The sequence below is a fragment of the Fictibacillus solisalsi genome, assembly GCF_900103485.1.
In the GTDB taxonomy this organism is placed as follows: Bacteria; Bacillota; Bacilli; order Bacillales; family Fictibacillaceae; genus Fictibacillus_C; species Fictibacillus_C solisalsi.
The window spans coordinates 65,938-90,785 of record NZ_FNHW01000001.1; the positions used below are offsets into that span (position 1 = coordinate 65,938).

Consider the following 24,848-nt stretch of genomic DNA (forward strand, 5'->3'; position numbering starts at 1 on the left):
ACAAGGAGGGAAAAAGATGGATGTGATCAGCATAGGAGAAGCCATGGTGCTTTTTACTCCCGAAACGAGCGGGCCTATGAGGTATGCACGGGATTATACCTCGAGAATAGCCGGAGCCGAAATCAATACACTCATTGGGCTGGCTAAACTTGGACATGAAACAGGATGGATTTCAAGAGTGGGAATGGATGAGTTCGGCGCCATGCTCAAAAACGCCGTAAGAGGTGAAGGGGTGGATGTGAGTGAGGTTGCCGCAGACGATGAGGCACCAACAGGCATCTTTTTTAAAGAAAATGTATACGGGGACCACGTACGCGTTCATTACTACCGTAAACACTCGGCCGCCAGCTTTCTGAATCCGGAAAGCATTAACGAAGCCTACCTGTCAAAGGGTAAAGTGCTCTACATAACCGGCATTACCCCAGCTCTGTCCGATTCGTGTTCAAAGGCTGTTTTTCAGGCCATCGAAATAGCCAAAAAGCATAAGTTGACCATTGTCTTTGATCCAAACATCAGGTACAAGCTCTGGACAGAGGAGAAGGCACGAAACACCATTCTGCAGATTGCAGGCCATTCCGATATTGTTTTTCCGGGTACAAGTGAAGGAGAATTTTTATTCGGAACAAGCCATCCGGAGGAAATAGCAGATGCGCTGCACGAGCTCGGACCAGATACCATTGTTGTAAAAAAAGGAGAAGAAGGCGCCTACTATTCCTGCCTTTCAAAAAAGGAACAGGGGCATGTGGGAGGTTTTCGTGTCAAACAGGTAATCGATCCGGTCGGGGCAGGTGACGGATTTGCGGCAGGAGTGGTATCGGGGCTGCTTGACGGTTTTGCTCTCAAAGAATCTGTTACAAGAGGCTGTGCCATCGGCGCTATGGTCACCATGGTCAATGGTGATATTGAAGGCCTTCCTGATCGAAAAACGCTTGAGCTTTTCCTATCCAGTAAAAGTGACGTAAGCCGGTAGAAAAAGAGGAGGAATCATTTTGTCTGATGTACTTTCATCCATAAAAGAAAACAAATTGGTTGCCATCATCCGCGGAGCAGAACCAAAGAGCGTACTGAAGATTGCACGGGCGCTTCAAGCCGGAGGTATAAGAACGCTTGAGATCACCCTAAACTCACCGGGAGCGCTTAAAGTCATCGAAGAGGTGTCATCGGAATTGGGAGATGAGCTTTTGGTCGGTGCGGGCACCGTTCTTGATCCGGAGAGTGCGAGATTGGCAATCCTTGCCGGTGCGCAATTTATCCTGGCTCCAACCGTGAACTTGAAAACAATACAAATGGCAAAAAGGTATGGAGCGGTAAGCATTCCGGGCGCGTTCACACCAACAGAAATTTTAACCGCCTATGAGCATGGCGCCGATATTGTCAAAGTGTTCCCTGCTTCTGTCGGGCCCTCTTATATCAAGGATTTGAGGGGGCCGCTCCCCCACATTCCGCTGCTTCCGACAGGCGGAGTGACGCTTGAAAATGTTTCAGAATTCATGAAAGCGGGTGCTGTCGGATGTGGTATAGGCAGTGCACTTGTGAATACAAAAGAAGAAGTTACAGAAGCGTATTTATCAAGGCTTACGGAAAAATCACGTAATTTTGTAAAAGCCGTATCACAAAATTAATAGGGGGACGAGATCATGAAAATTACAGGATATGAATTGTTTCAGGTGCCGCCGCGCTGGCTGTTTTTAAAAATTACCACTGATGAAGGAATCGTCGGCTGGGGAGAGCCGGTGATTGAGGGCCGTGCAGCCACGGTTAAAACAGCGGTTGAAGAATTGATGGAATACTTGATGGGCAAAGATCCTATGCAGATTGAGGATCATTGGAACCTGATGTACCGGGCAGGCTTCTACCGGGGAGGTCCGATTATGATGAGTGCCATTGCGGGTATTGATCAGGCGCTCTGGGACATTAAAGGAAAGTATTTTAACGCTCCTGTCCATCAGCTGCTTGGCGGAAAATGCCGCGATTCCATTAAGGTATATTCATGGATTGGCGGAGACCGGCCGGCAGAGGTGGGGCTCGCTGCCAAAAAGGCTCAGGCTGCCGGATTTAAAGCAGTGAAAATGAACGGGGCGGAAGAGCTTCAATATATTGATTCCTATGACAAAGTGGATAAAATTCTGGAAACCGTTGCCACGGTCAGGGAAGCGGTTGGACCGCAGTTTGGAATTGGTCTCGATTTTCACGGACGTGTGCATAAACCGATGGCCAAGCTGCTGGCAAAAGAGCTTGAAGTCTATAAGCCTATGTTTATCGAAGAGCCGGTTCTTCCTGAAAACAATGAAGCGTTGCGCGAGATCGCAAGAGCTACTTCCATTCCAATCGCCACAGGAGAAAGAATGTTTTCTAAATGGGATTTCAAACCGCTGCTGATGGATGGATATGTCGATATTATTCAGCCGGATCTATCTCATGCCGGGGGAATTACCGAGTGCAAGAAAATCATGTCGATGGCTGAAGCTTTTGATGTGGCAGCTGCTCCGCATTGCCCGCTTGGACCGATCGCACTGGCCTCCTGCCTGCAAGTGGATGCAACCTGCCATAATGCGTTTATTCAGGAACAGAGCCTTGGTATTCATTATAACGAAGGCAGTGACATTCTCGATTATATCGTGGACCGTTCCGTCTTTCATTATGAGGAAGGCTATGTCAAGATTCCAGATGGTCCAGGTCTGGGTATTGAAATCAATGAAGACCATGTCAGAAAGATGGCCGAGGAGGGTCACAACTGGAGAAATCCGGTTTGGCGGCATAAGGACGGCAGTATTGCAGAATGGTGAGATCCTAACCATTCATGCCTGATCTGTAAGCGCTTCATCAAAGAAAGGGGTTTGCATCATGTACAAACAAAAGAAGGAAAGGCGCACAAGGGCGAGGTACGGGGTTCTTGCTCTTGTTTTTATAAATGTCATCATTAACTATATGGACAGAAGCAATATCTCGGTTGCCGCCACTTCTATGGGAAAAGACCTTGCGTTAAGTTCGGTGCAAGTAGGTTTGATTTTTTCAGCATTCGGGTGGGCATACTCCGCCCTGCAGATCCCGGGAGGATGGATGGTTGACCGTTTTGGCCCAAGAGTAATGTATGCTGTAAGTTTATGTACATGGTCACTTGCCACCTTATTTCAGGGGTTCACGAAGGGCTTTGCCGGTCTTTTCGGACTCAGACTTGCGACCGGAGCATTTGAAGCGCCTGCGTTTCCGACGAATAACCGGATCGTCACCAGCTGGTTTCCGGACAATGAACGGGCTTCGGCCGTTGCCATGTATACGTCCGGACAATTTGTCGGTCTGGCATTTCTGACACCGGTACTTGCCACCATCCAGCATTATACAGGATGGAGAGGGCTGTTCATCATTACGGGGATCATCGGTATTGTCTGGTCTCTTATCTGGTATTTGGTCTACAGGGATCCCGATAAAAGCAGAAAAGTAAACAAGGAAGAACTATCTTATATAGAGCAAGGCGGAGGACTGGTCAATCCAAAAGGCAAAGAGAATCAGGAAAAAGAGAAGCTGAAATGGAGCGATTTGAAAGAAACCTTATCCCACCGAAAGCTTTGGGGCATTTATCTCGGCCAGTTTGCTGTCAATTCTACACTCTGGTTTTTTCTGACCTGGTTCCCTACTTATCTGGTGGAATACAGGGGATTGGATTTTATTAAATCTGGTTTTCTGGCTTCTCTTCCATTTCTCGCCGCATTTGTCGGTGTTCTGATCTCAGGATTTGTTTCGGATTACATGGCCAAGCGGGGAGTATCCATGGGTGTTGCGAGGAAAACACCGATTATTACAGGGCTTCTTTTATCCATCGCCATTATTGGAGCAAATTATGTCGACAATACAGCGATGATCATCTTTTTCATGACCATTGCCTTCTTCGGAAACGGTCTGGCATCCATTACATGGTCGCTTGTTTCCCAGATCGCGCCTCAGCGTCTGGTCGGGCTGACTGGCGGGGTTTTCAACTTTATCGGAAGTCTTGCATCCATCATTGTTCCGATTGCCATCGGATACTTGGCGAAAGGCGGAAACTTTGCGCCGGCACTAGTCTTCATTGGCGTTCTGGCGCTGTTTGGCGCGTTATCTTATATTCTTTTGGTTGGAAAAGTGGAGAGAATCGCAGAAAAAGGCGATGGTGGGAAACGTCCAAATCTATCTCATCATGCATAGATAGAAAAAAGGCAGCGGTCATTGCTGCCTTTTTTCTATGATTCTACTTTTCTATCGAATGATCATAAACAATAGCACCATTGATAATGGTCGTTTCTACCGTGCTGCGGGCATCAAACGGATCGCCATCCCAAATAACCACATCGGCATCCTTGCCCTTCTCAAGGGAACCAACCCGGTCCTCTACACCCAGATGTCTGGCCGCATTCAATGTAATAGCCTGCCAGGCTGTTTCCTGCTGAAGGCCATGTTTAACAGCACTGATCGCGCTCAAAATCAGGCTGTCGATTCCCACTACTGGATGATCGGTGGTGATGGATACCGGCACTCCAGCTGCATTCAACTCTTTAAGCGTATGCCATCCTTTATCAGCCAGTTCAATCTTGCTTCGTGTGGAAAGGGTCGGCCCTACAGAAACTCGTACATGATGTTCTGCGATAAAGGAAGCAATTTGATGGCCTTCCGTGCAATGCTCGATTGTCAGGTCAAACCCAAATTCCGTGGCCAGCCGGAGAATCGTGGCGATGTCATCTGCACGGTGGGCATGTGCCCGAATGGGTATTTCTTTTTTCAGGACTTTGATGAGGTGTTCGATTCCTAAATCAGGTGTGAGTTCTTCACCCTTCTCAAGCTTTTTTAAAGCATGCTGCGCGGCTTTCATCTCCTTACGAAACAGGGCGGCAATGCCCATCCGGGTAACCGGTGCTTTACCTTTGCCTCCATAAAAACGTTTGGGGTTTTCTCCGAACGCCGCCTTCATGCCGGAAGGATTGCGGATGACCATTTGGTCAATGACCGTTCCTGCCGTTTTTAGGACCACCATTTCTCCTCCGATGACATTGGCACTGCCCGGCATAACCTGAACAGTAGTCACACCGGCTTTCCGGGCGTCTTCAAATCCTTTCTCGTTTGGGTTAATTCCGTCTATTGCACGCACATACGGAGTTACAGGATTGCTCGTCTCATTGTAATCGTGCCCGGCTGGGCCGATTCCCTCTTCATGAATTCCCAGATGTGTATGTACATCGATCAAGCCAGGCGTTACAAATTTCCCTTCTGCATCGAGAACAGTCCCTGTTTCGGGAAGGCCGCTGATTTCGCCGATGCCGGCGATTTTTCCTTGACCCAGCAGAACATCCCCTTTATACATCATTCCTGTACCGGTCATGAGCATTCCATTTTTGATCAAAAGCATGACAAAAATCCTCTCTTTTCAATTTTTTTCAAAAAACACTTGAATAAATATTCTGAAAAAATTATACTATTTAAAAATTACTTATTTCAATACCATTTCATAAAAATAGTATAGTTTTTAGGTAATAAATACTAATAATAGTACTAAATTAGTGATTTTTTGAAGTTTTTTATTACTGAAGGGTGGAAATATGGTGTCGGTGGAAATTATTGATCATCTGGATAAGGGAATTATTAAACTTTTATCCAAGGATGGAAGAATGTCATTTACAGAGATTGCGAATCGTTTGAATGTAACCGAGAAGACAGTTCGTTCCCGGTACAACAACCTTGTGGAAAATAACATACTCGAGGTCGTTGGAGTGGTTAACCCGATTTCTCTGGGTGTTAAGGTAGGAGCGATCATTCAGATCAGTGTGGTTCCACCAAATATGAATCACACCATTCAGCAATTGAGAGACATTACCGGCATCCGGTTTATTACATTAACGTCTGGTGAGTACCAATTGCTCGTTCAGGCAAACGTCAGGGATTATGAGGAGATTACCGAGATTGTAAAAAGCATTCATCAACTCCCTGGTATCAACAAAACCAATGTAATCTTACAGATGGACGTGTACAAAAATTCATTTGAATATATTTAAGGCCTCCGGGTCTTTTTTATATCAACATCGGGTTCAGAAAATTCCGTTTCCTTTTAAGGGGGATTGCAGTAGTGTATCAATTGATTAAAGGATTGACCGAGCTTCATGGACCATGCGGCCATGAGCAGCAGATCACCCGCTATATCCGTGAAAAAACAGCAGTGCTTGCAGATTCGGTGGAAGTGGATGCCGTTGGAAATGTGATTTGCAGAACGAAGGGGAGCCAGCCGGGGCCAAGGGTCATTGTGACGGCCCATATGGATGAAGTTGGATTTGTGATCAAGAAAATAGAAGCGAATGGCCTGCTGCGCTTTGAAAAGTTAGGCGGACACGACGACCGTATCCTGCTTGCCCAAAAGGTGGAGGTAACGACAGATCAGGGGCATTTAAGGGGAGTCATCGGTACCATTTCCGCCCATTACATGAAATTTGATAATCCGGATGGGGTCCGAAAACATAAGGAACTATATATCGATATTGGAGCTTCATCTAAGAGTGAAGCTGAATCGCTTGGTGTACAGGTCGGAGACATTGCGACCTGGTGCAGTGAGACGGAATATCTCGGCAGTGAAAAAACCGGACGAATCGTGGGAAAGGGCTTCGACGATAGAGCCGGATGTGCTGTTCTCATCCAAGTGCTGCAGGAGTTAAAGAACAGAAACTTTGCAGGAGAGGTTATTGCCCTGTTTTCGGTTCAGGAAGAAGTGGGACTGAGAGGAGCATCCATTGCGGCCAACCATATCGAAGCAGCAGCCGCCATTGCCGTCGATACCACTGCAGTGAGCGATACACCTGAAAGCACGATGGACAATAGCTTAAAGCTTGGAGACGGGACAGGCATTAAAATTATGGATTTTAGTTTGATTGCCCATCCCGCCATCAAAAAATCATTGGTGAATCTGGCGAGAGAACGTGAGATTCCCTTTCAACGAGAGGTCTTTCCGGGGATCGGGACGGACGGCGGGGCACTTAGCCTTGGCGGACGAGGCATACCAACCGGTGTCCTTTCCATTCCATCAAGATATGCCCACTCACCGGTAGAAGTGATTGATATGGGAGATTTGCAAGCCACCGTGGATCTGCTGCTCTCTTTTATCGAATCGTTATCGGAACGTTCATCATTTACATTTTTATAGGAGGAGAAACATGAAAATTTTTATTTCTGCAGATATGGAAGGCATTTCAGGAGTAGCAACGAACATGCAGCTGAAAAAAAACGATGAGTATCAGCGCTTTAGAAAGTTAATGACACAGGATGTCAATGCGGCCATTGCCGGAGCGTTTGATGGGGGGGCAACCGAAGTGACTGTAGCTGATGGCCATGGGAATATGTCCAACATCCTTGTTGAGGAGCTGGATGAAAGAGCGCGCCTTGTATCCGGAAACAACCGGGTGCTATGCCAGCTGGCCGGGCTGGATGACAGCTTCGACGGGATTATGTTTGTCGGGCACCATGGACGAGAAGCGGGTTCCGAACGTGCGGTGATCAGTCATACGCTCGCCGGTGTCGCGGTTGCTGAAATGAAAATCAACGGAAAGGTTGTCGGGGAAACAGAAATGAATGCAGGCGCTGCGGGCTTTTTCGGTATACCTGCCATTCTTGCCACCGGTGATGATGCATACATAGAGGAAGTAACGGAGACCTTGCCGGAAATCGAAGGTGCGGTTGTGAAATTCGCCGTTGACCGGTTTGCAGCAGAACTACTTCATCCCTCAAAGGCAAGGCAGATTATCCGTGAAAAAGCAAAGCGGGGAGTAGAGAGAGCAAAAGAGATTCCGCCATACGTGGTAGATGGCCCAGTTACGTTTGAAATTGAGTTTAAAGGAACAAATCAGGCGATGATGACAACCACTTTGCCGACAGTTGAGCTCATCGGGCCAAAGACGATCCGGTTTACGTGTGAGGATTATATTACCGCCTACAAGCATATGTGGGGTGCAGTCATTATCGGTATGGCAGCGACCAATGGAGTGCTGGGACATGCCAACGCCTAAAATCTGAAAAGAAAGGAGCGTGGGGAAATGAAGTTCATCCTGAAGCGGCTGCTGACCATGCTTTTAACCATCTGGGTCATTACAACGCTCACATTCGTAATCATGCATACGATCCCGGGGGATCCTTTTTCATCGGATTCCGATGTGCTGCCTGAAGAAGTATTGAACAACATGCGCGCAAAGTTCAATCTCGATAAGCCGCTGCCTTTTCAATATCTGTTGTATCTGAAAAACTTGGCATCGTTCGATCTGGGGCCTTCCATTGAATCGGAAACACGCAACGTGAACACACTCATTGCCGAAGGCCTGCCGGTTTCCGCACTTCTCGGGTTCCAGGCATTGGTCATCGCCCTTGTCTTTGGACTGATCCTTGGAATCATTGCTTCTCTGTTTCATAACCGGACCATCGACTATGCTGCCATGACGATCGCCATACTCGGAATATCTGTTCCAAGCTTCATCCTTGCGCCATTGATGATCAAGGTCTTTGCCGTTCAATGGGGGATGCTGCCGGTCGCCTCATGGGGCACATGGAAACATACCATATTGCCGTCCGTGGCGCTTGCCGCCGGGCCGCTCGCCATTATTGCCCGGTTTACGAGATCAAGCATGCTTGAGGTGCTTAAACAAAATTACATGAAAACTGCAGATGCCAAGGGACTTGGTGCAGCAGGAATTGTCGTCAAGCATGGCATTCGCAACGCAATTATCCCGGTCGTTTCCTTTATGGGACCGCTTGTTGCTCATCTTCTGACAGGAACATTTGTTATTGAAAAAATTTTTGCGATTCCGGGGCTGGGCAAATACTTTGTGGATAGTATCTTTAACCGGGATTATCCCGTTATTCTTGGAACAACCATCTTTTTCAGCGTAGTGCTGATCGTAACGCTTTTTCTTATTGATCTATCGTACAGGCTTATTGATCCGCGAATCAAATTAAGCAGCAGGGGGGACTGACATGCTGGAAAAAGCTTCACATGATTCACTTTTCAGGCCGCTTGAAAAGGGCCGTCTGAAAAAAGAAGAGATACGGCGGCCAGGTGTCAGCCAGGCAAAAGAAAGCTTTCGAAGGGTATTGAAAAACAAGCTGGCCGTCACCGGAGCCATCATTTTGCTGCTTATTCTGTTCTTTGCCATCTTTGGTCCCAGAATGGTTCCGTATAGCTATTCCGACCAAAGTCTGGCGAGCGGAAATCTTTCGCCCGATGGAAAGCACTGGTTTGGTACGGATGATCTCGGCCGTGATATGTGGGCAAGAACATGGTATGGCGCCAGAATTTCCTTAACGATCGGGGTCGCCGCTGCGTTGATCGATCTCGTCGTTGGCCTCCTGGTTGGCGGTATTTCAGGCTACATGGCAGGCAGGGGGAAACTCGGTGACCGGATTGACAACGGTTTGATGCGTATTGTTGAGATTTTGTACAGCATTCCTTATTTGCTCGTCGTTATCCTGCTTTTGGTGGTTATGAAACCTGGATTATGGACCATTGTTATTGCTCTTTCCATTACGGGGTGGGTATCGATGGCCCGTGTTGTACGGGGCCAGATTCTCCAGATTAAACAGCAGGAGTTTGTGGCAGCTGCGCAAAAACTTGGAACACCGCACGGAGCCATTATTCTTAAGCATTTGTTTCCCAACATGCTGGGCATCATCATCGTCAACCTGACATTTACCATTCCAAATGCCATCTTTGCCGAAGCCTTCCTGAGTTTTATCGGCCTTGGGGTACAGGCGCCTATTGCAAGCTGGGGGACGATGGCCAACGATGCACTCGGTGTAATTTTAAGTGGGCAGTGGTGGAGATTGTTTTTTCCAGGATTCATGATTTCACTGACGATGTTTGCATTTAACGTGTTCGGAGACGGATTGCAGGATGCACTGGATCCGCACCAGGCAAAAGATTAGGGGGGAGACGATGGCACAGCTTTTGGAAGTGGATCAGTTAAAAGTATCGTTTCGCTCCCATGGGGGCGAAGTTCAGGCGGTCAGGGGAGTCAGCTTTAACATAGGTCACGGCGAGGTGCTCGCTGTAGTAGGAGAGAGCGGCTGCGGCAAGTCAGTAACCGCTCAGGCGATCATGAAGCTTCTTCCCAAACGAGGCTGCAGGATTAAACAAGGCTCCATTCATTTTGATGGTAAAGACTTATTAAAGCTGTCAGGAAAAGAAATGAAACAAATTAAAGGCTCGCAGATCAGTATGGTATTCCAGGATCCGATGACCTCCCTCAATCCGACAATGAAAATTGGAATCCAGATTGCAGAAGGGATTATCAAGCATAAGGGGCTGAATAAAACGCAAGCGAAGGCAAGGGCACTGGAATTGCTGAAGCTCGCCGGGATACCCAATCCTGAATCGAGGTACAATCAGTATCCGCATGAACTGAGCGGCGGAATGCGGCAGCGTGTGCTTATCGCCATCGCGCTGGCGTGTGATCCCAAGCTCTTGATTGCTGATGAACCGACAACTGCTCTTGATGTGACCATACAGGCCCAGATTCTGGACTTAATGAAGGATCTGCAGCACAAGTTCGGCACCTCCATCATGCTGATCACCCACGATTTGGGAGTGGTGGCTGAAATGGCTCAGAACGTCATCGTGATGTATGCGGGAATCGTGGTGGAGAGCGGTACGGTGGCAGATATCCTGGAACGGCCAAAGCATCCGTATACCATGGGGCTGCTGAATTCTCTTCCTAATTATGAGGAGGGAGAAAAGGAACGGCTCATTCCAATCGAAGGTTCACCTCCGGACTTATATGATCCGCCAAAGGGCTGCCCGTTTGCTGCCAGATGTGAATTTGCCATGGAAATTTGTGTCGGGGAGCTTCCTGAGCCGTTCGCCGTAAACGACGGCCATCATTCCAGATGCTGGCTGAACGACCCAAGAGCGCCTAAGGTCACTGAATTTGCAGCTGCGGGGAGGGATGAATCATGACAGAAATGCTGCTTGAGGTGGAAAATCTGAAGAAGTATTTTAATGTAGGAAAGCACTCCTTGAAAGCTGTGGATAATGTTTCATTTTCCGTGAGAAGGGGAGAAACCCTGGGATTGGTTGGAGAAAGCGGCAGTGGAAAATCCACATTGGGCCGGACGATTGTCGGCCTGAATGAGGCAACAGGCGGAAAAATGGTCTTCGAGGGTAGGGATGTCAGCACACTTAGTAAAAAGGAAAAAAGAAAGTATAACCGAATTGTTCAAATGATTTTCCAGGACCCGCATGCTTCTCTTAATCCGAGAATGAAAGTAGGGGATATCATTGCCGAAGGCATGGATGCCCATAAACTTGCTTCTGGAAAGGAGAGGATGCATCGCATCTTCAGCTTGCTAGAAAGGGTAGGCTTGCAGGGTGATCATGCCAAACGTTATCCACACGAGTTCAGCGGAGGACAGCGGCAGAGGATCGGTATTGCACGGGCGCTCGCAGTTGAACCGAAGTTTATCGTAGCCGATGAACCGATCTCTGCGCTGGATGTTTCCATTCAGGCGCAGGTGATTAACCTTATGGAAGATCTGCAGCGGGAAATGGGGCTCACGTTTTTGTTTATTGCCCATGATCTCGGGATGGTCAAACACATCAGCGACCGTATCGGTGTAATGTACCTTGGAAGCTTCATGGAACTCGCGGACAGTGGTGATCTTTTCAGTGAACCGCTTCATCCATACACCCAGGCACTTTTGTCAGCGATCCCGGCACCAACGGTTTCCAGAGAAAAGCAGGAGCGGATTATTTTAAAAGGAGATCCGCCAAGTCCCATCTCGCCGCCGTCGGGATGCCGGTTTAGAACCCGCTGTCCTCATGCCATGGAGGTGTGTGCTGCAGCTGTTCCGGAATGGAAAGAAATACGTCCACAACATTGGACAGCTTGTCATTTATATTAAACAGATGGGGGAATAGGAATATGATAAAAACGATGAAAAAGCCGTTTGCCGGATTGCTTGTTTTGGTCCTGATCATGTCGGTACTGTCTGCTTGCTCGGGCAACAGCAAATCGACTTCCACAGAAGGTGTAAAACAGGAAATTACGATGAACGCGGTAAGTGAACCGCCGTCTCTGGATCCTGCGCTGGCAACAGACACTACTTCGGGATGGATTTTGGATCATTTGTATGAAGGATTGTACATGAAAAACAAGAGCGGCGATTCTGTAAAAGGCCTTGCCAAAGGCGTTAAAGTATCAAAGGATAAAAAGGTATATACATTTAAACTTCGGGATGATGCAAAATGGTCCGATGGCGACCCGGTAAAGGCTCAAGATTTTGAGTATGCATGGAAGCATGTGCTTGATCCAAAAACAGGAAGTTCTTTTGCGTTTTATATGTACTATATTAAAGGCGCAGAAGCCTACAACAAAGGCAAAGGTTCCGTTGAAGATGTAGGGGTGAAGGCGCTTGATGACAAAACCCTTCAGGTTGAGCTTGCAGCACCCATTGGTTTTATAGAAAAGCTCCTTTCGTTCTGGGTCTATTACCCCGTAAAGAAAGAAACTGCCGAAGGAAACAAAAACTGGGCTGCCGAGGCAAAAGACTATGTTTCCAACGGCCCTTACAAGTTAACAGAATGGAAGCATAATCGTTCCGTTGTGATCGAAAAGAACAAGAGTTACTATGGGAAAGACGATGTGAATATGGAAAAGGTAACCTGGAAAATGGTCAATGACGCCACCACGTATTACCAGATGTACAAATCGGGAGAGCTGGATTTGATCCAAACCCTTCCATCTGATGTTATTAACCAGGAAAAGGATAATAAAGAATACAAGGTAACACCATATTTCGGCACCTATATGTACATGTTTAATGTGGACAAGGAGCCATTCAACAACCAAAAAGTCCGCGAAGCCTTTAACCTTGCGATCGACCGCAAGATGATCACGGACAAGATTACACAAGCCGGTGAAAAGCCTGCACAGGCCTTTGTGCCATATGGAGCGGAAAGCGGCGGCAAGGATTTCAGAAAAGAGAAAGAACAGTATTTCCAGGAAGATGTGAAAAAAGCGAAGCAGCTGATTAAGGAAGCAATGAAAGAAGAAGGCTGGAGCCAGTTCCCTGAGACAGAACTGAAGTACAATACGTTGGACAGCAACAAAAAGATTGCTGAAGCTGTTCAGGAAATGCTGAAGAAAAACCTTGGAGTCGACGTAAAGCTGACCAATCAGGAATGGAAGACGTATCTGGATACAACGAAACAAAAGAACTTCCAGATGGCGCGTATGGGCTGGATCGGCATCTATGTGGATCCAACACCAATTCTTGATTACTATCTTGGAGACAGCCCGAATAACCGTACAAACTGGGTGAATCCAAAATATGACAAGCTGCTTGCGCAGTCTAAAACCGAGCAGAACGAAAAGAAACGTATGGAACTGCTTCACCAGGCAGAGAATGTACTGATGAAGGATCTGCCATTCATGCCGGTATACTATTACTCTAACAATTACTTAACTTCCAGCAAGTTCAAGGGAGTGGTTTATCCGGTTAACCGTTATCCGTATGTCCGCTGGGCAGAAAAAACCGAATAATTAAAATGGAGGGCCGCCTGCCGTACTTGGCAGGTTCCTCCTATTTTGTTTCAATGGAGTGGTGGTAGGATATGAAATTTCTTACAGCTGTCCTTTTATCGGCAGGTGCATGGCTTATATATATGAACGCATGGAAACTGGATGCTTTGGACGCAGTCAATCAATCTTTTATTCTCGGACTGTGCTTTCTGGCAGCAGGAGCTTCTGCTGTTGTTCTCTCGAGCGGGTTCCTTTCACCGCTTAAGCGGGCCTTGGATTTCGTTCGTATGAGAAAACAACACGCCCATTCAGCGGTACGGATGGCTCAAAGGGAAATGGAAGCCTCACTGGCCGAAAGAAAACCATTCTTGGCTTCCGCTTTACTGGGAATAGGAACAGGATTCAGTACGGTATCCATACTCTTGCTTATGATCCAACACTAGAATGATACAGAGAGAAGGAGTAAAACATGAAACAGGGAATAAAAGCAGAAGACTTATACAGATTGCAATTTGTCAGCGATCCTCAAATTTCACCGGATGGGGAAAGGGTTGCTTATGTTGCAAAACGGATTAATCAGGACAAAAACTATGAATCTCATCTTTACATTTGCGGGTTAAACTCCGGCGCATCTGTTCAGTGGACGAATGGGTGCCACAAAGATTTTAGTCCCCGCTGGTCTCCGGATGGAAAAACGCTTGCTTTTGTATCAGACAGGAGTGGCAAGAATCAGGTTTGGCTCATTTCATCGGAAGGCGGTGAAGCGGTTCAGCTGACCGGCAGTACTCAAGGAGCGGGAAGCCCGGTCTGGTCTCCGGATGGAAAGTCTCTCCTGGTGACAGTGGCTGTGGAAGAGGAAAAAGAAGAGGAAAAGGCACTAAAGCCATTGGAAGTTACACACCTGAAATATAAAGCAGATGGAAAAGGCTTACTTAACGAAGTATACAGCCAGCTTTTGCACATTAATCTGGAGACAAAGGAAGAAGTACAGCTGACTGATGGGGCCTATCATCATTTTGACGCAGCCTGGTCGCCGGATGGACAAAAAATCGCGTATTGTAAAAGCCGGGGGCAGGGGGATACGATTTCGTTTGCTTCTGATCTCATTGTTCGAACGATGAATGGAAAAGAAGCACGGATTAATCAAGAAACAGGCTCCTTTACTGATCCGGTCTGGTCAGCAGATGGAGAACACCTGGCGTTTTTGGGGCAAACGTTTGAATTTGGCAGTGCAACATTAGGAAATGTTTACACAGCTGAGGTGGGGAGCGGGAAAGTCTTGTGCCTGACCAGAGAATTCGATGACCACGCCGGAGATGCAATGGTTGGTGATATGCACTTTGGGCATCCCTCCCCAAAACCATTCTGGTCAAAAGACGGAAAAGGGATTTTTTTCATTGCAAGTACTGAAGGCAATGCTTCTCTTCATTATGTCACGATGGAAGGAGAAGTTTCACAGATTACTCAGCAAAAATGCCATCTGTATGGCTACAGCATGGATGTAGAGAGTGATTATGCCGTTTTCGCGGCAAGCTCTCCGACGGTGCCGGGAGATTTATTTTATGCTTCGCTATCCAATTTGAGCGAAGAAGTAAGGCTGACGGATATGAATGAAGAACTGCTTTCAAGTGTTTCTCTTTCACAGCCGGAGGAGTTTACATTTATAAATGATGAGGGCTTTACGGTGCAAAACTGGCTTTTAAAGCCGCCTCACTATACAGAGGGATGTAAGTATCCGATGGTGCTCGAAATTCACGGAGGCCCTCATGCCATGTACGGTAATACCTTTTTTCATGAACTGCAACTGCTCGCAGCTTCGGGCTATGTGGTGCTGTACAGCAATCCGAGGGGGAGCTATGGCTACGGCCAGCAGTTTGTAAAAGCGTGCATGGAGGATTACGGAGGCGGTGACTACCGTGATTTAATGGCTGCCGTAGACCATGTGGTAACGCATTGTGATTTTGTGGATCCTGATCAGCTTGTGGTTACCGGGGGCAGCTACGGTGGTTTTATGACCAATTGGATCGTGGGGCATACCTCCCGGTTTAAGGCTGCTGTCACCCAGCGCTCCATTTCCAACTGGCTGAGCTTTTACGGCGTCAGCGATATTGGTTACTATTTTACAAAATGGGAGATTGGAAATCATGTGTGGGAAGACCCCGAGAAGCTGTGGCAGCATTCTCCTTTACGCCTGAGCAGCAAGGTGGAAACCCCGCTTCTCATTTTGCATGGTGAAGAAGATTTCCGCTGTCCGATCGAACAAGGTGAGCAATTATTCATTGCTTTAAAACAGCAGGGAAAATCCGTTAAATTCGTCCGGTTTCCAAAGTCCGACCATAATCTTTCACGAAACGGAGATCCGGGTTTAAGGGTGAACCGCCTGCAGTATATTGTAAGCTGGTTTGATGATCATCTTGGACAGGCGGAGCAAGGGGGGCGTTTGAATGAAAACATTGCTGCTGACAGGGTTTGAGCCTTTTTTGGAGCACCCGTTCAATCCGGCGGAATATATTGTCCGCCAACTGAACGGAAAACAAATCGGCTTCTATCAAATTGCGGGAAAAGTTTTGCCAGTGGATTACAGAAGGTCGGCTCTTGAGCTGCTCGGCCACTATGAAACACTGCAGCCGGATGCTGTCATGATGCTCGGTCTTGCGGCAGGGCGAAACCGGATTACGCCCGAGCGGATTGCCATCAATATCAATGACGGACCAAACGACAATTCGGGCGAAGAGATGACGGATGTTCCGATTGCGAGCGAGGGTCCAGCCGCTTATTTTTCAACACTTCCTGTCAGAAAATTTGTAAACCTGTTAAATAAAAGAGGATTTCCGGCTGAATTATCGAATACAGCAGGTGCCTACCTTTGTAATAATGTCATGTACAGTATGCTTCACCACATAAATAAAGTGAAGCACCGTATTCCTGCAGGGTTTATACATGTTCCTCCGTCAAACGAGCTTGCGGTGAACGATCGCCGGTTGTCCGGCTGGCCGAAGGAAACCTTGCAAAACAGCATTGAAATTCTTATTGAATCTTTGGATCAAAAAATAGCGGGAGATGAACGCACATGGAAAAGCTATACGACAGACTGAAGGAATGCTACCCGGAAATGGTGGAAATCAGAAGGCATCTACATGAACATCCTGAACTTTCGTTTGAGGAAGTGGAGACGCCGAAGTACATTGCCGCTTATCATGAAAAACTCGGCCATGACGTTCGAACCGGGGTGGGTGGAAGAGGAGTGGTCGCTGTCTTAAGAGGCGGAAAGCCTGGTCAAACAGTTGCACTACGAGCAGATTTCGACGCGCTTCCCATTCAAGAAGAGAATGACGTGAAGTACAAATCCAAAGTGGACGGAGTGATGCATGCCTGCGGCCATGACGGACATACGGCTACCCTTCTGGTTCTGGCCAAAGTGCTGAATGGCATGAGGGATGAGCTTGAAGGCAACATTGTGTTTATTCATCAGCATGCCGAGGAACTCGCTCCCGGAGGAGCCATTGCCATGATTGAAGATGGCTGCCTTGATGGCGTGGATGTCATTTTTGGGACACACCTTTGGGCGGTTACGCCGTATGGCCATATTCAGCACCGGACAGGTCCTTTTATGGCTGCCGCTGATAAGTTTGACGTTATTATTCAGGGCAAGGGAGGACACGGAGCGCAGCCTCACCTTACAAAGGATGCGGTTGTGATCGGTTCACAGCTGGTAATGAATCTGCAGCAGCTGGTCAGCCGCCGGGTAAATCCGCTGGATTCCGCTGTATTGTCCATCGGGCGGTTTGAAGCGATTAATGCGTTTAACGTCATTGCCGATACGGCCAAGATCACCGGAACCGTACGTACCTTTAAAGAGAATGTACGGGACTTGATGGAACGGGAAATTGAGCGGGCGGTAAAAGGAACCTGCCTAACAGCGGATGCAGAGTATACGTTGTCGTATCAACGGGGGTATCCGCCGGTTGTAAATCATAAGGATGAGACCGATTTTGTTGCGAGAGTGGCCGGGGATGTGCCGGGGGTAACCGCCGTCGTGGAATGTGAACCGGATATGGGCGGCGAGGATTTTGCTTATTATCTTCAACATGTAAAGGGAACTTTCTTTTATACCGGGGCACAGGACGCAAACCGTGATGAAGTGTATCCGCACCATCATCCAAAGTTCAATATTGATGAGCGTGCCATGCTTGTTGCCGCCAACACTCTTGGAGCAGCTGCGGTGACATTTTTGAAAGAAGCAGCAATTAAGGAAGAAACAACGGTCCAATAAAAAAGTAAGGCAACAGGAAGCTGGCTTGCATCAAAGGTGTTTATGATGCATCCAGCTTTTTCATGCTTGCTTTGCACACTTTCATCGTCTTTAATAAAACTTATAGGATTGCTTTTAGGATAAAAGGAAATGGCGTCGACTTGTAAAATACAAAGTAAGGAGCATATCCCATGGAAAAGTTATATAAAGATGAAATTACTTCATATATTGTCGGAGACAGAGAAGATTTTTACAGCAAGTTGTTAAATGAGGCAGACGAAGTGGCTTCAAAAATCAATGAAATCTTGCAAAAAGGCAATATTGATTTGCTGAAGAATGCGGAGAAGCTGGTTCAGTTTGTGGTGGAAAACAGGGAAGCAGCCCTCATTGCTTTTGCCCGGCAAGAAGGCATTGCATGGGCCGAGCATTCGTTGACGCTGCAATTTAAATTGGAATGGGTGCATGCTATACGCAGGACCATCTGGCATTATTTGAAGGATTATGATAAAGAAGAAAATGCCTATCTTTCCCTTTCGGAATTCAGAATTCTGATCTATCAGATGGAAAAACAAATTAACGACAGCCTTGACCAATTTCTCAATAGCTTTTTTATCAGTTATTCGGAATATAAAGACGAATTGATTAACTCCCAGCGTAAAACAGTTGAGCATTTGTCAGTGCCCATCATTCCGCTCAGTGCTCATGTTGCTGTTCTTCCGCTTATCGGGATTATTGACGTATACCGTATTTATACTATTGAAGAAAAGGTATTGACTGATATTTCCATGCTGAAGATCAGGACACTTATCCTTGATCTTTCCGGGATTACCGATATGGATATGGAAGTGATTCATCATTTTCAAAAGGTGCTTGAGGGCATTTCGCTGATGGGATGCAAAGCAGTAATTACCGGGTTGCGGCCCGAACTGGTGAGAAAAATGATACAACTGGGTGTAACCTTTGATGACAAGGCGGAAACGAAGGGGACACTGCAGCAAACACTTCCAGAATATTATAAACCCGAACGATCTTAAGAAAGACGGAGGCAACCGATGAAAGCAACAAAGCTGCCCATGCCGGCAGGGATGAGGATTGAACAGGCCCGGGCGGCGGGATTGGAAGATGAGACTCTTTTTCAGGCATTGAAGAACAAAGATCTATCTCTGTTAAACGCCGCTGGGAAAGAATTGGACTGGGAGTACTTGTTCTCCTATACCGAACAACATGAAGAACAAATAAAGAGTGCCATTTTTTACGGATATCAGTTTAAATTTCTGACAATCAACGGGTTAAGGAACCTGCTGGAAACCCGTTTTGCACTGATAGAAGAAAAAGACTTTAAACTAACAAACACAGGTGTGACCATACTCGAAATGAGTGTGGAAGATGCCAAGGAGCTTGAACACGTGCTGGACGGACACTGGCTTGTGAGCAGGCAAGTTTCCGGTTCTTTTGCTAACTTGAAGGTAAGCCTTTTAAAATAAACGAATAGACTAAGAGTTTAAACGGCAGGAACAGGCTCCTGCCGTTTTTTTATGCTTTTGGAACAAGAACAAGAGAAATCCATTAAACGTATTTACAAACGTAACAGTGTTATGTTACATTCTATTCATAAAAGAAAGGAGCATTTACCTTGAGCAATGAACTGATATCGAAAAAAGATCTGCTGGATTTGACTGGAATCTCTTACGGACAGCTGTACCGCTGGAAAAGGAAGAATCTTATTCCTGAAGAGTGGTTTATCCGCAAGTCCACGTTTACCGGGCAGGAGACGTTCTTTCCAAAGGAAAAAGTGCTTGAACGTATTGATAAAATTCAATCGATGAAAGAGACGCTCTCACTTGATGAGCTTGCGGAACGGCTATCCCCCTCATCAGCGGCGGGGATGGAATTTTCGAAGAATGAATTATTGAAACGAAACATTGTTACGAATACATCTCTTGAACTGTATGGTAATGAAAGTGGGATCAGTGATCCGTTGCCGTTTGATCAGCTTCTGGAAGTATTTATTTTGGATAAACTTCTGTCTTCCGGGGATATCAGTCTGGATGAAGGAAGGATGCTTCTTCAGGTGTTAAAGGAAGCACGAAGTATACTCGGCAAAAGCAAACATGAACTTTTACTGATCCGCAAGCTGGGTGTCACATCATGCTTGCTGGTGAACGGTGCAGAAAATATCATAGTGGATCAGGGTTCGAAAGTAACAGTCAGGCTGTCTGTAAGGAGCTGCATAGAAGAACTGAAAACAAATCTGTAGTGGAGGAAAAGTTATGGGAAATGGAATGAAAGGAAACCTCATGATTAATGGATACGGTTCGTCAAATGGCGGCCATTTTGATCAAGTTAAGCTGAATGGACGTGGCATAGTAAACGGAAACCTGGAATGCGTTATGTTTGAATGCAACGGGTCAGGTGCAGTTCATGGTGATTTAAAAGTGGATAACGGAAAGATCAGCGGCAGCGGTAAAGTAAAAGGAAAAGTGGAAGGTAACAATTTTACCATTGAAGGGCATGGATCGGTGTCTGAAGGAGTTAGCCTGGTTAACAAAATGAATATTTCGGGATCGGGTAAAATCGGAGGCAGCCTTCGGGCGAATGAAGTTAAAATCAAAGGGAAAGCAACAATTGCCACTAATTGTGAAACAGAAAGCTTTCGATCGGACGGTCAATTTGCCATCGGCGGGCTGCTGAGTGCTGATCACATTGACGTCAGGCTTTATGGGGAGAGCAATGCTGCTGAAATGGGCGGACAGACCATAAAGGTAAAAGGTAAAAGGCGCGGCTTTTTTCAACTATTCAAACCTTTTTTTCAAACTAAGCTGACGGTAAATGTCATTGAAGGCGATGAACTTGAACTAGAAAGCACAAAAGCGGAAGTTGTCCGTGGAAAAAATGTGATCATAGGGCCTGAATGTGAAATTGATCTGGTGGAATACAAGGAAAGCTTTCGCAGGGTTGAGGGCGCGAAAGTACGGGAGTTTAAAAAAATATAACCACTTGAAAGGAGGATGGCAATGACGAAAGCAAGTAATTTGATGATGAATGGGTCTGGAAGTGCAGCAGGCGGTTTGTATAATAAAGTAAGAATTATGGGAGAGGGAATCATCACGGATGACATTGAATGCAATTTTTTTAAGACGTACGGATCAAGTGAAGCGTCTGGAAATGTGAAAGGCGGAAATTTAGAAATCTTTGGTGAGACTGAAGTAAAAAGGAATGTGCAGGCAAGTAACCTGAAGGTATATGGAACGCTCTCTATTGGAGAATCAGCCATGGTCGAAAACACGAAAATCCGTGGATCTGTGGACGTCGCTGGAAAATTTACTGGCGATAAAGTGGATCTGAAAGGAAGTATTGCGGTGAAAGGCGATTTAGAGGCGGAGGAATTTATCTCAAGCGGGCTTTTCGAGGTTTCCGGCCTGCTGAATGCGGATGTTATTGACGTGAAGCTGAGGTACAGCACAAGTCAAGTGCAGGAGATGGGCGGACAGACCATCCGTGTACAAAAGAAGGGGGCGTTCCTGCCGTTCGTGAAGAACGAAGGCTTTCTGGAAGCAACGGTCATTGAGGGGGATGATGTCTTTCTGGAGAATACTACAGCTGATATCGTACGGGGAAAAATTGTGCGAATCGGTGCAGGCTGTGAAATCCAGCTGGTCGAGTATTATGATGAGTTTAAGGCTCTTTCGGGATCGTCTGTGAAAGAACACCGGAAAATTGGTTAAACAAAAAAACGTGATGCAGGCCAGTCCGGCATCACGTTTTTCGTTGTTTATTCTTCCCGGGGAACACGTCTATCGCTTGGCTCACTGCCTTCCACCGGACAATCTACCTGCCATCCAACCAACGTTGCACTGTCACGGCCGCGTTTTTCTTCGACAGTTTTGAGAAGCTGTTGCACACCGGCTTCGGGGTTTTCAGCCTGCTCAAACACCTGATATACGTTTTTTGCATTCTCAAATCCGGTTCCAGGGCATTCGATCATGCCATCAGTTGCCAAGAGGAGGATAGTATTGCCTTTTCTCAGTTCACGAGTGCCTGAACTAAAACATGGTACCGGTTTTTCAAATGTATTCACCTTTCCGATCCATTCATAAAAGTTCCGCTGGTTTAACTGGTACTGGTCAAAAGCGGCAAGTTCCGGGTGGAAAAGATAGAGTACGCAGTCACCGATGGAAAGCCACCATACATAGTTTTCTTTTCGAAAAACGAGCAGACAAGCGGTCTCGCCTTTTACCTTCTGGCACTTGGCACGGAACTCTGCACTTTTAAATAAGGTAATGATGCGGGTTTCAAGCACTTTAAAACTATCAGGAACCTCCAGATGGATTCCTTTTAATACATCCGCTTTTATTCCCTCCAGTTCTTTAACGACCAGCTTTGCACTCTCTGCACTACAATGGGCGTCGAGGATGGCGGCAAACTCCCAATCTCCTTTTTCGCATGCCCAAACAAGACAGCCATCTTCGTTTTTCTTTGCACCCGATGATGAGTGGCCTCCATACCTTCCGAGCGTGATATGATAGAGAGCAGAAACATAAGGATGATCAATATAGGGCTCCGAGCTTCCGACCCAGTTTATTTCATGCATTGCCGGTTTCATGGTTTGCCTCCAAACGACGCTTCAGATTGATCATGCAATAGCGAACGATAGGCAGGATTTTCTCCATTATCAATATGTCCACTGAAAACATATTCATCTTCGAAGATCATTTTGCCTGCTGTACGTATTGTGCGATTATGTTTGCTGCAAATAAAACAGGAATCAGACATCGGTGGACAGCCCCTTTTATTGGTATTTTAGAAAGTATATAGGAATTGCATGTTAAAAGAAATAGTTTTCTATGTGAAAGGGGGAAATGATGTGAGTAAACGATGGGCGCTCTCCTGGAGCGGGGGAAAGGATGCCTGCATGGTGCTTGATCACCTCATCAAACGGGGAGATGAGGTGGTATGCCTGATTACAACTCTTCCAAAAGAGATCGGAAGGACATTTGGGCATGGGGAAAGAACAGAGCTCATTCAAGCCCAGGCGGATGCAATCGGCATCCCGCTTGAATGGATCTCATGTTCGTTCGATACGTATACGAGGGATTTCCTATCAACCCTGCAGTCATTGAAAAATAAATATGAAGTGGATGGAGTGGCGTTTGGCGACCTTTATCTGGATGAACACAGAGGATGGGGAGAAAACGTGGTTGAACAGGCTGGTCTCATGTCCGAATTTCCGCTTTGGATGAAAAAGGAAGATGCTGCTTCGGCCTTAAAGGTTTTTATTGATTCAGGATATAAAGCAAAGGTGATCCGGATCTCAAACAGCCAGCTTGATGAACTATGGCTGGGTAGAGAAGTGGATGGGTCTTTCTTGAATGAAATTGTGGAAACAGGCATCTGTCCAATGGGAGAAGCGGGCGAATACCACACCTATGTGTATGATGGCCCTCTGTTTCAGTTTCAGGTCATGATAGAAAAAGGTGATATTGTGGAATTGGAAACGACGAAACGAATGGAGCTTTCATTGCAAGAAGAGCGTGTTAAAAAGGGATAAACCAGCCGGGATAAGAATAGTAGGGATAAGAAGAAAAGGGATAAGACACAGAGTAGGACAAGTGATACGGAGTTGAATAGTAAGGGTGAGTGTAGGAGGAGCCAAAGGCTAACGGAACAGGCGGATGGGGAGCGGGAGTGAAAGGGACTGCGGGTACTGCTGGCACAGCCGGAACAGCCGGAACTGACACAGCACGTCTGGTTGAATGATCATGATTTTGCTGATGAAAAAGATACATAAAAGATCCTCCTGTAATCAGACTTTAACGTAATTTATTCAGCATCCGGATAAAGAGTGAAACAGAAAAGGAGAACTGAAAGCCAGTTCTCCTTTTTACATAGTTTTGGTTATCTCTCTGCAGTTCTGCATGGATTGTATATGCGAAATAATTTCTTCAGCAGAAGTGAAACATTCATCGATTTGCAGCAAACGCCTGAGCATTCCGTGGACGTCCGGGGATAAAGAAAGCTCTTCTTCCCAGCTGTTTTCCTTCTTCGATTGGGGTTCATAACCTGAATACAGAAGAAAAAGAAGGAAGTGACCAAGCGCATAAAAGTCGCTTGTTACAGAAACCTCCCGCATCAGATTCCGGTGCTTTCCTGTTGGTTTGACCTGAACTTTACCGGAGAGCTTGCAGGCAAGTCCAAAATCGATGATATACAGCCTGCTGCCAGAAGAAATGATATTGGGAATCCGAAGATCTCTGTGAACGATGCCTTTTCCGTGAATCTTTTGTACAATTTTCACTACTTGATAAAAAATGGACATAGCATCCTGCTCGGAGTAAACCTTACCTTCTGAGAAAATCAAATCCTCAAAATTTTTCCCGGGCACATAATCCATAACAAGAAACGTGCTGTGTTCATTCGGTGATTGTGGATGAACAGCAGGAACTTCTGGTAGAGAAAGCTGCTGAAGAAGTTGCCTCTCCTTGTCAAAGGTTTTTCTTCCTTCTTCTGTCCAGGATTTCGTTCTTCGAAGTTGTTTAACCGCTACGTGGTTACCGGTCATGTAGTCAATCGCACGGTACGTAATTCCATAGCTGCCCATTCCAAGTACTTCTGCAATGGTATACCGCTCAAAAAGGAGATACCCTTTAGGGAGCGGCCGGTCCACAATGAACCTGTAAATCGTTTTTGTCCAATGAAAATTCATGGTCTTTAACTGCTGAAGAATCCGCTTTTTCGACGCTTCCCTTTGTAGTAGGAGTGGCCGTGGCCTTTGCCGTAATGATGCTTTTTATAGCCGCTGCTGCTGCTGTATTTTCGGTAGGAATGTTTGCGGTGATCACTGCTGCTGTATCGTCTGTGACTGCTGCCAAGTATGGATTTCAGTAATTTTTTAATCATCTCGATCAACTCCTTTTTTAACTATACGTGTACTTATGGATTTAGTTTCATTTTTACCAAAATGAAAGGCAGGCAATCCACAGGTGGAATGAAAAGAAGGCTGGATCTCACAATGATTGTTATAATATGGGGAAGGCTGGGGCGATATGACGACAATCTGTTCCTTTTTTGGCGGCATCGCATTATTG

The 24,848-nt window shown here is 46.4% G+C and carries 28 protein-coding genes; 22 read left to right on the forward strand and 6 right to left on the reverse strand.

Annotated features, from left to right (window positions below; genetic code table 11):
* Positions 1 to 16 precede the first annotated feature (16 nt).
* The 4 genes from BLT53_RS00360 to BLT53_RS00375 are packed head-to-tail and all read left to right on the forward strand — an operon-like array spanning position 17 to position 4,179.
* Positions 17 to 970 (forward strand): sugar kinase, encoded by a 954-nt coding sequence (locus BLT53_RS00360; RefSeq protein ID WP_090231917.1) that lies wholly within the window; start codon positions 17 to 19, stop codon positions 968 to 970.
* Between the two features lie 19 nt (positions 971 to 989).
* Positions 990 to 1,622, forward strand: coding sequence for a bifunctional 4-hydroxy-2-oxoglutarate aldolase/2-dehydro-3-deoxy-phosphogluconate aldolase (locus BLT53_RS00365; protein ID WP_090231919.1), 633 nt, complete (start codon positions 990 to 992; stop codon positions 1,620 to 1,622).
* Positions 1,623 to 1,637: 15 nt separating this feature from the next.
* Positions 1,638 to 2,786 carry a galactonate dehydratase gene (gene dgoD / locus BLT53_RS00370; RefSeq protein ID WP_090231920.1) on the forward strand — a complete coding sequence of 383 codons (1,149 nt, stop codon included), beginning with the start codon at positions 1,638 to 1,640 and terminating at the stop codon, positions 2,784 to 2,786.
* Positions 2,787 to 2,844: 58 nt separating this feature from the next.
* Entirely contained in the window at positions 2,845 to 4,179 is a 1,335-nt protein-coding gene (locus BLT53_RS00375; RefSeq protein ID WP_090231922.1) for an MFS transporter, read from the forward strand.
* 43 nt (positions 4,180 to 4,222) lie between these two features.
* Here BLT53_RS00375 and BLT53_RS00380 read toward each other — a convergent pair whose 3' ends face one another.
* Positions 4,223 to 5,374 carry an amidohydrolase gene (locus tag BLT53_RS00380; protein ID WP_090231923.1) on the reverse strand — a complete coding sequence of 384 codons (1,152 nt, stop codon included), beginning with the start codon at positions 5,372 to 5,374 and terminating at the stop codon, positions 4,223 to 4,225.
* A gap of 193 nt (positions 5,375 to 5,567) precedes the next feature.
* Between BLT53_RS00380 and BLT53_RS00385 the strand changes: the two genes are divergently transcribed.
* The 17 genes from BLT53_RS00385 to BLT53_RS00465 all read left to right on the forward strand — a co-directional run bounded on the left by BLT53_RS00385 (position 5,568) and on the right by BLT53_RS00465 (position 21,488).
* Positions 5,568 to 6,017: an Lrp/AsnC family transcriptional regulator gene (locus BLT53_RS00385; protein ID WP_425284642.1), complete on the forward strand. Its 450-nt coding sequence runs from the start codon at positions 5,568 to 5,570 to the stop codon at positions 6,015 to 6,017.
* A 71-nt stretch (positions 6,018 to 6,088) separates the two neighbouring features.
* Complete coding sequence (locus BLT53_RS00390; protein WP_090231926.1) at positions 6,089 to 7,153, forward strand: M42 family metallopeptidase; 1,065 nt, start codon at positions 6,089 to 6,091, stop codon at positions 7,151 to 7,153.
* A gap of 10 nt (positions 7,154 to 7,163) precedes the next feature.
* Positions 7,164 to 8,012 carry a M55 family metallopeptidase gene (locus tag BLT53_RS00395; RefSeq protein WP_090231927.1) on the forward strand — a complete coding sequence of 283 codons (849 nt, stop codon included), beginning with the start codon at positions 7,164 to 7,166 and terminating at the stop codon, positions 8,010 to 8,012.
* Between the two features lie 27 nt (positions 8,013 to 8,039).
* On the forward strand, positions 8,040 to 8,969 hold the full coding sequence (locus BLT53_RS00400; RefSeq protein WP_244520318.1) for an ABC transporter permease: 930 nt from the start codon (positions 8,040 to 8,042) through the stop codon (positions 8,967 to 8,969).
* 1 nt (position 8,970) lies between these two features.
* The gene (locus BLT53_RS00405; RefSeq protein WP_090231929.1) at positions 8,971 to 9,918 is read left to right on the forward strand and encodes an ABC transporter permease; all 948 of its coding nucleotides are present in this window, start codon (positions 8,971 to 8,973) and stop codon (positions 9,916 to 9,918) included.
* A 10-nt stretch (positions 9,919 to 9,928) separates the two neighbouring features.
* A complete protein-coding gene (locus BLT53_RS00410) occupies positions 9,929 to 10,948 on the forward strand; it encodes an ABC transporter ATP-binding protein (RefSeq protein ID WP_090231930.1) in 1,020 nt (339 codons plus the stop codon).
* The gene (locus BLT53_RS00415; protein ID WP_090231931.1) at positions 10,945 to 11,892 is read left to right on the forward strand and encodes an ABC transporter ATP-binding protein; all 948 of its coding nucleotides are present in this window, start codon (positions 10,945 to 10,947) and stop codon (positions 11,890 to 11,892) included. The genes BLT53_RS00410 and BLT53_RS00415 overlap by 4 nt, the downstream gene beginning before the upstream one ends.
* A 32-nt stretch (positions 11,893 to 11,924) precedes the next feature.
* Positions 11,925 to 13,532, forward strand: a complete 1,608-nt coding sequence (locus tag BLT53_RS00420; RefSeq protein WP_090236590.1) for a peptide ABC transporter substrate-binding protein — start codon at positions 11,925 to 11,927, stop codon at positions 13,530 to 13,532.
* Between the two features lie 71 nt (positions 13,533 to 13,603).
* On the forward strand, positions 13,604 to 13,954 hold the full coding sequence (locus tag BLT53_RS00425) for a DUF3899 domain-containing protein (RefSeq protein ID WP_090231932.1): 351 nt from the start codon (positions 13,604 to 13,606) through the stop codon (positions 13,952 to 13,954).
* A 26-nt stretch (positions 13,955 to 13,980) separates the two neighbouring features.
* Entirely contained in the window at positions 13,981 to 15,984 is a 2,004-nt protein-coding gene (locus BLT53_RS00430) for a S9 family peptidase (protein WP_090231934.1), read from the forward strand.
* Complete coding sequence (locus BLT53_RS00435) at positions 15,956 to 16,606, forward strand: pyroglutamyl-peptidase I (protein WP_090231935.1); 651 nt, start codon at positions 15,956 to 15,958, stop codon at positions 16,604 to 16,606. The genes BLT53_RS00430 and BLT53_RS00435 overlap by 29 nt, the downstream gene beginning before the upstream one ends.
* Positions 16,582 to 17,784 (forward strand): amidohydrolase, encoded by a 1,203-nt coding sequence (locus BLT53_RS00440; protein ID WP_090231937.1) that lies wholly within the window; start codon positions 16,582 to 16,584, stop codon positions 17,782 to 17,784. The genes BLT53_RS00435 and BLT53_RS00440 overlap by 25 nt, the downstream gene beginning before the upstream one ends.
* A gap of 170 nt (positions 17,785 to 17,954) precedes the next feature.
* Positions 17,955 to 18,797, forward strand: coding sequence for an STAS domain-containing protein (locus tag BLT53_RS00445; protein WP_090231938.1), 843 nt, complete (start codon positions 17,955 to 17,957; stop codon positions 18,795 to 18,797).
* 18 nt (positions 18,798 to 18,815) lie between these two features.
* A complete protein-coding gene (locus tag BLT53_RS00450) occupies positions 18,816 to 19,247 on the forward strand; it encodes a hypothetical protein (RefSeq protein WP_090231940.1) in 432 nt (143 codons plus the stop codon).
* 149 nt (positions 19,248 to 19,396) lie between these two features.
* The gene (locus BLT53_RS00455) at positions 19,397 to 20,020 is read left to right on the forward strand and encodes a YhbD family protein (protein WP_090231942.1); all 624 of its coding nucleotides are present in this window, start codon (positions 19,397 to 19,399) and stop codon (positions 20,018 to 20,020) included.
* A gap of 13 nt (positions 20,021 to 20,033) precedes the next feature.
* The gene (locus BLT53_RS00460; protein ID WP_425284643.1) at positions 20,034 to 20,756 is read left to right on the forward strand and encodes a bactofilin family protein; all 723 of its coding nucleotides are present in this window, start codon (positions 20,034 to 20,036) and stop codon (positions 20,754 to 20,756) included.
* A 21-nt stretch (positions 20,757 to 20,777) separates the two neighbouring features.
* Positions 20,778 to 21,488: a cytoplasmic protein gene (locus BLT53_RS00465; RefSeq protein WP_090231943.1), complete on the forward strand. Its 711-nt coding sequence runs from the start codon at positions 20,778 to 20,780 to the stop codon at positions 21,486 to 21,488.
* A 47-nt stretch (positions 21,489 to 21,535) separates the two neighbouring features.
* Here the strand turns inward: BLT53_RS00465 and BLT53_RS00470 are convergent, their stop codons facing one another.
* Entirely contained in the window at positions 21,536 to 22,366 is an 831-nt protein-coding gene (locus BLT53_RS00470) for a PP2C family serine/threonine-protein phosphatase (RefSeq protein WP_244520319.1), read from the reverse strand.
* Positions 22,363 to 22,536: a hypothetical protein gene (locus BLT53_RS24865; RefSeq protein ID WP_170834178.1), complete on the reverse strand. Its 174-nt coding sequence runs from the start codon at positions 22,534 to 22,536 to the stop codon at positions 22,363 to 22,365. The genes BLT53_RS00470 and BLT53_RS24865 overlap by 4 nt, the downstream gene beginning before the upstream one ends.
* A 91-nt stretch (positions 22,537 to 22,627) precedes the next feature.
* Here BLT53_RS24865 and BLT53_RS00475 point away from each other — a divergent pair, with 91 nt between their 5' ends.
* Entirely contained in the window at positions 22,628 to 23,311 is a 684-nt protein-coding gene (locus BLT53_RS00475) for a Dph6-related ATP pyrophosphatase (protein ID WP_090231944.1), read from the forward strand.
* On the opposite strand, the gene BLT53_RS00480 is transcribed toward BLT53_RS00475, so the two are convergent.
* The 3 genes from BLT53_RS00480 to BLT53_RS00490 all read right to left on the reverse strand — a co-directional run bounded on the left by BLT53_RS00480 (position 23,298) and on the right by BLT53_RS00490 (position 24,660).
* Positions 23,298 to 23,549, reverse strand: coding sequence for a hypothetical protein (locus BLT53_RS00480; protein WP_090231945.1), 252 nt, complete (start codon positions 23,547 to 23,549; stop codon positions 23,298 to 23,300). The two genes, BLT53_RS00475 and BLT53_RS00480, sit on opposite strands and share 14 nt — an antisense overlap.
* A 95-nt stretch (positions 23,550 to 23,644) precedes the next feature.
* Complete coding sequence (locus tag BLT53_RS00485) at positions 23,645 to 24,466, reverse strand: serine/threonine protein kinase (RefSeq protein WP_090231947.1); 822 nt, start codon at positions 24,464 to 24,466, stop codon at positions 23,645 to 23,647.
* A gap of 5 nt (positions 24,467 to 24,471) precedes the next feature.
* Positions 24,472 to 24,660 (reverse strand): hypothetical protein, encoded by a 189-nt coding sequence (locus BLT53_RS00490; protein WP_090231948.1) that lies wholly within the window; start codon positions 24,658 to 24,660, stop codon positions 24,472 to 24,474.
* Positions 24,661 to 24,848: the final 188 nt, after the last annotated feature.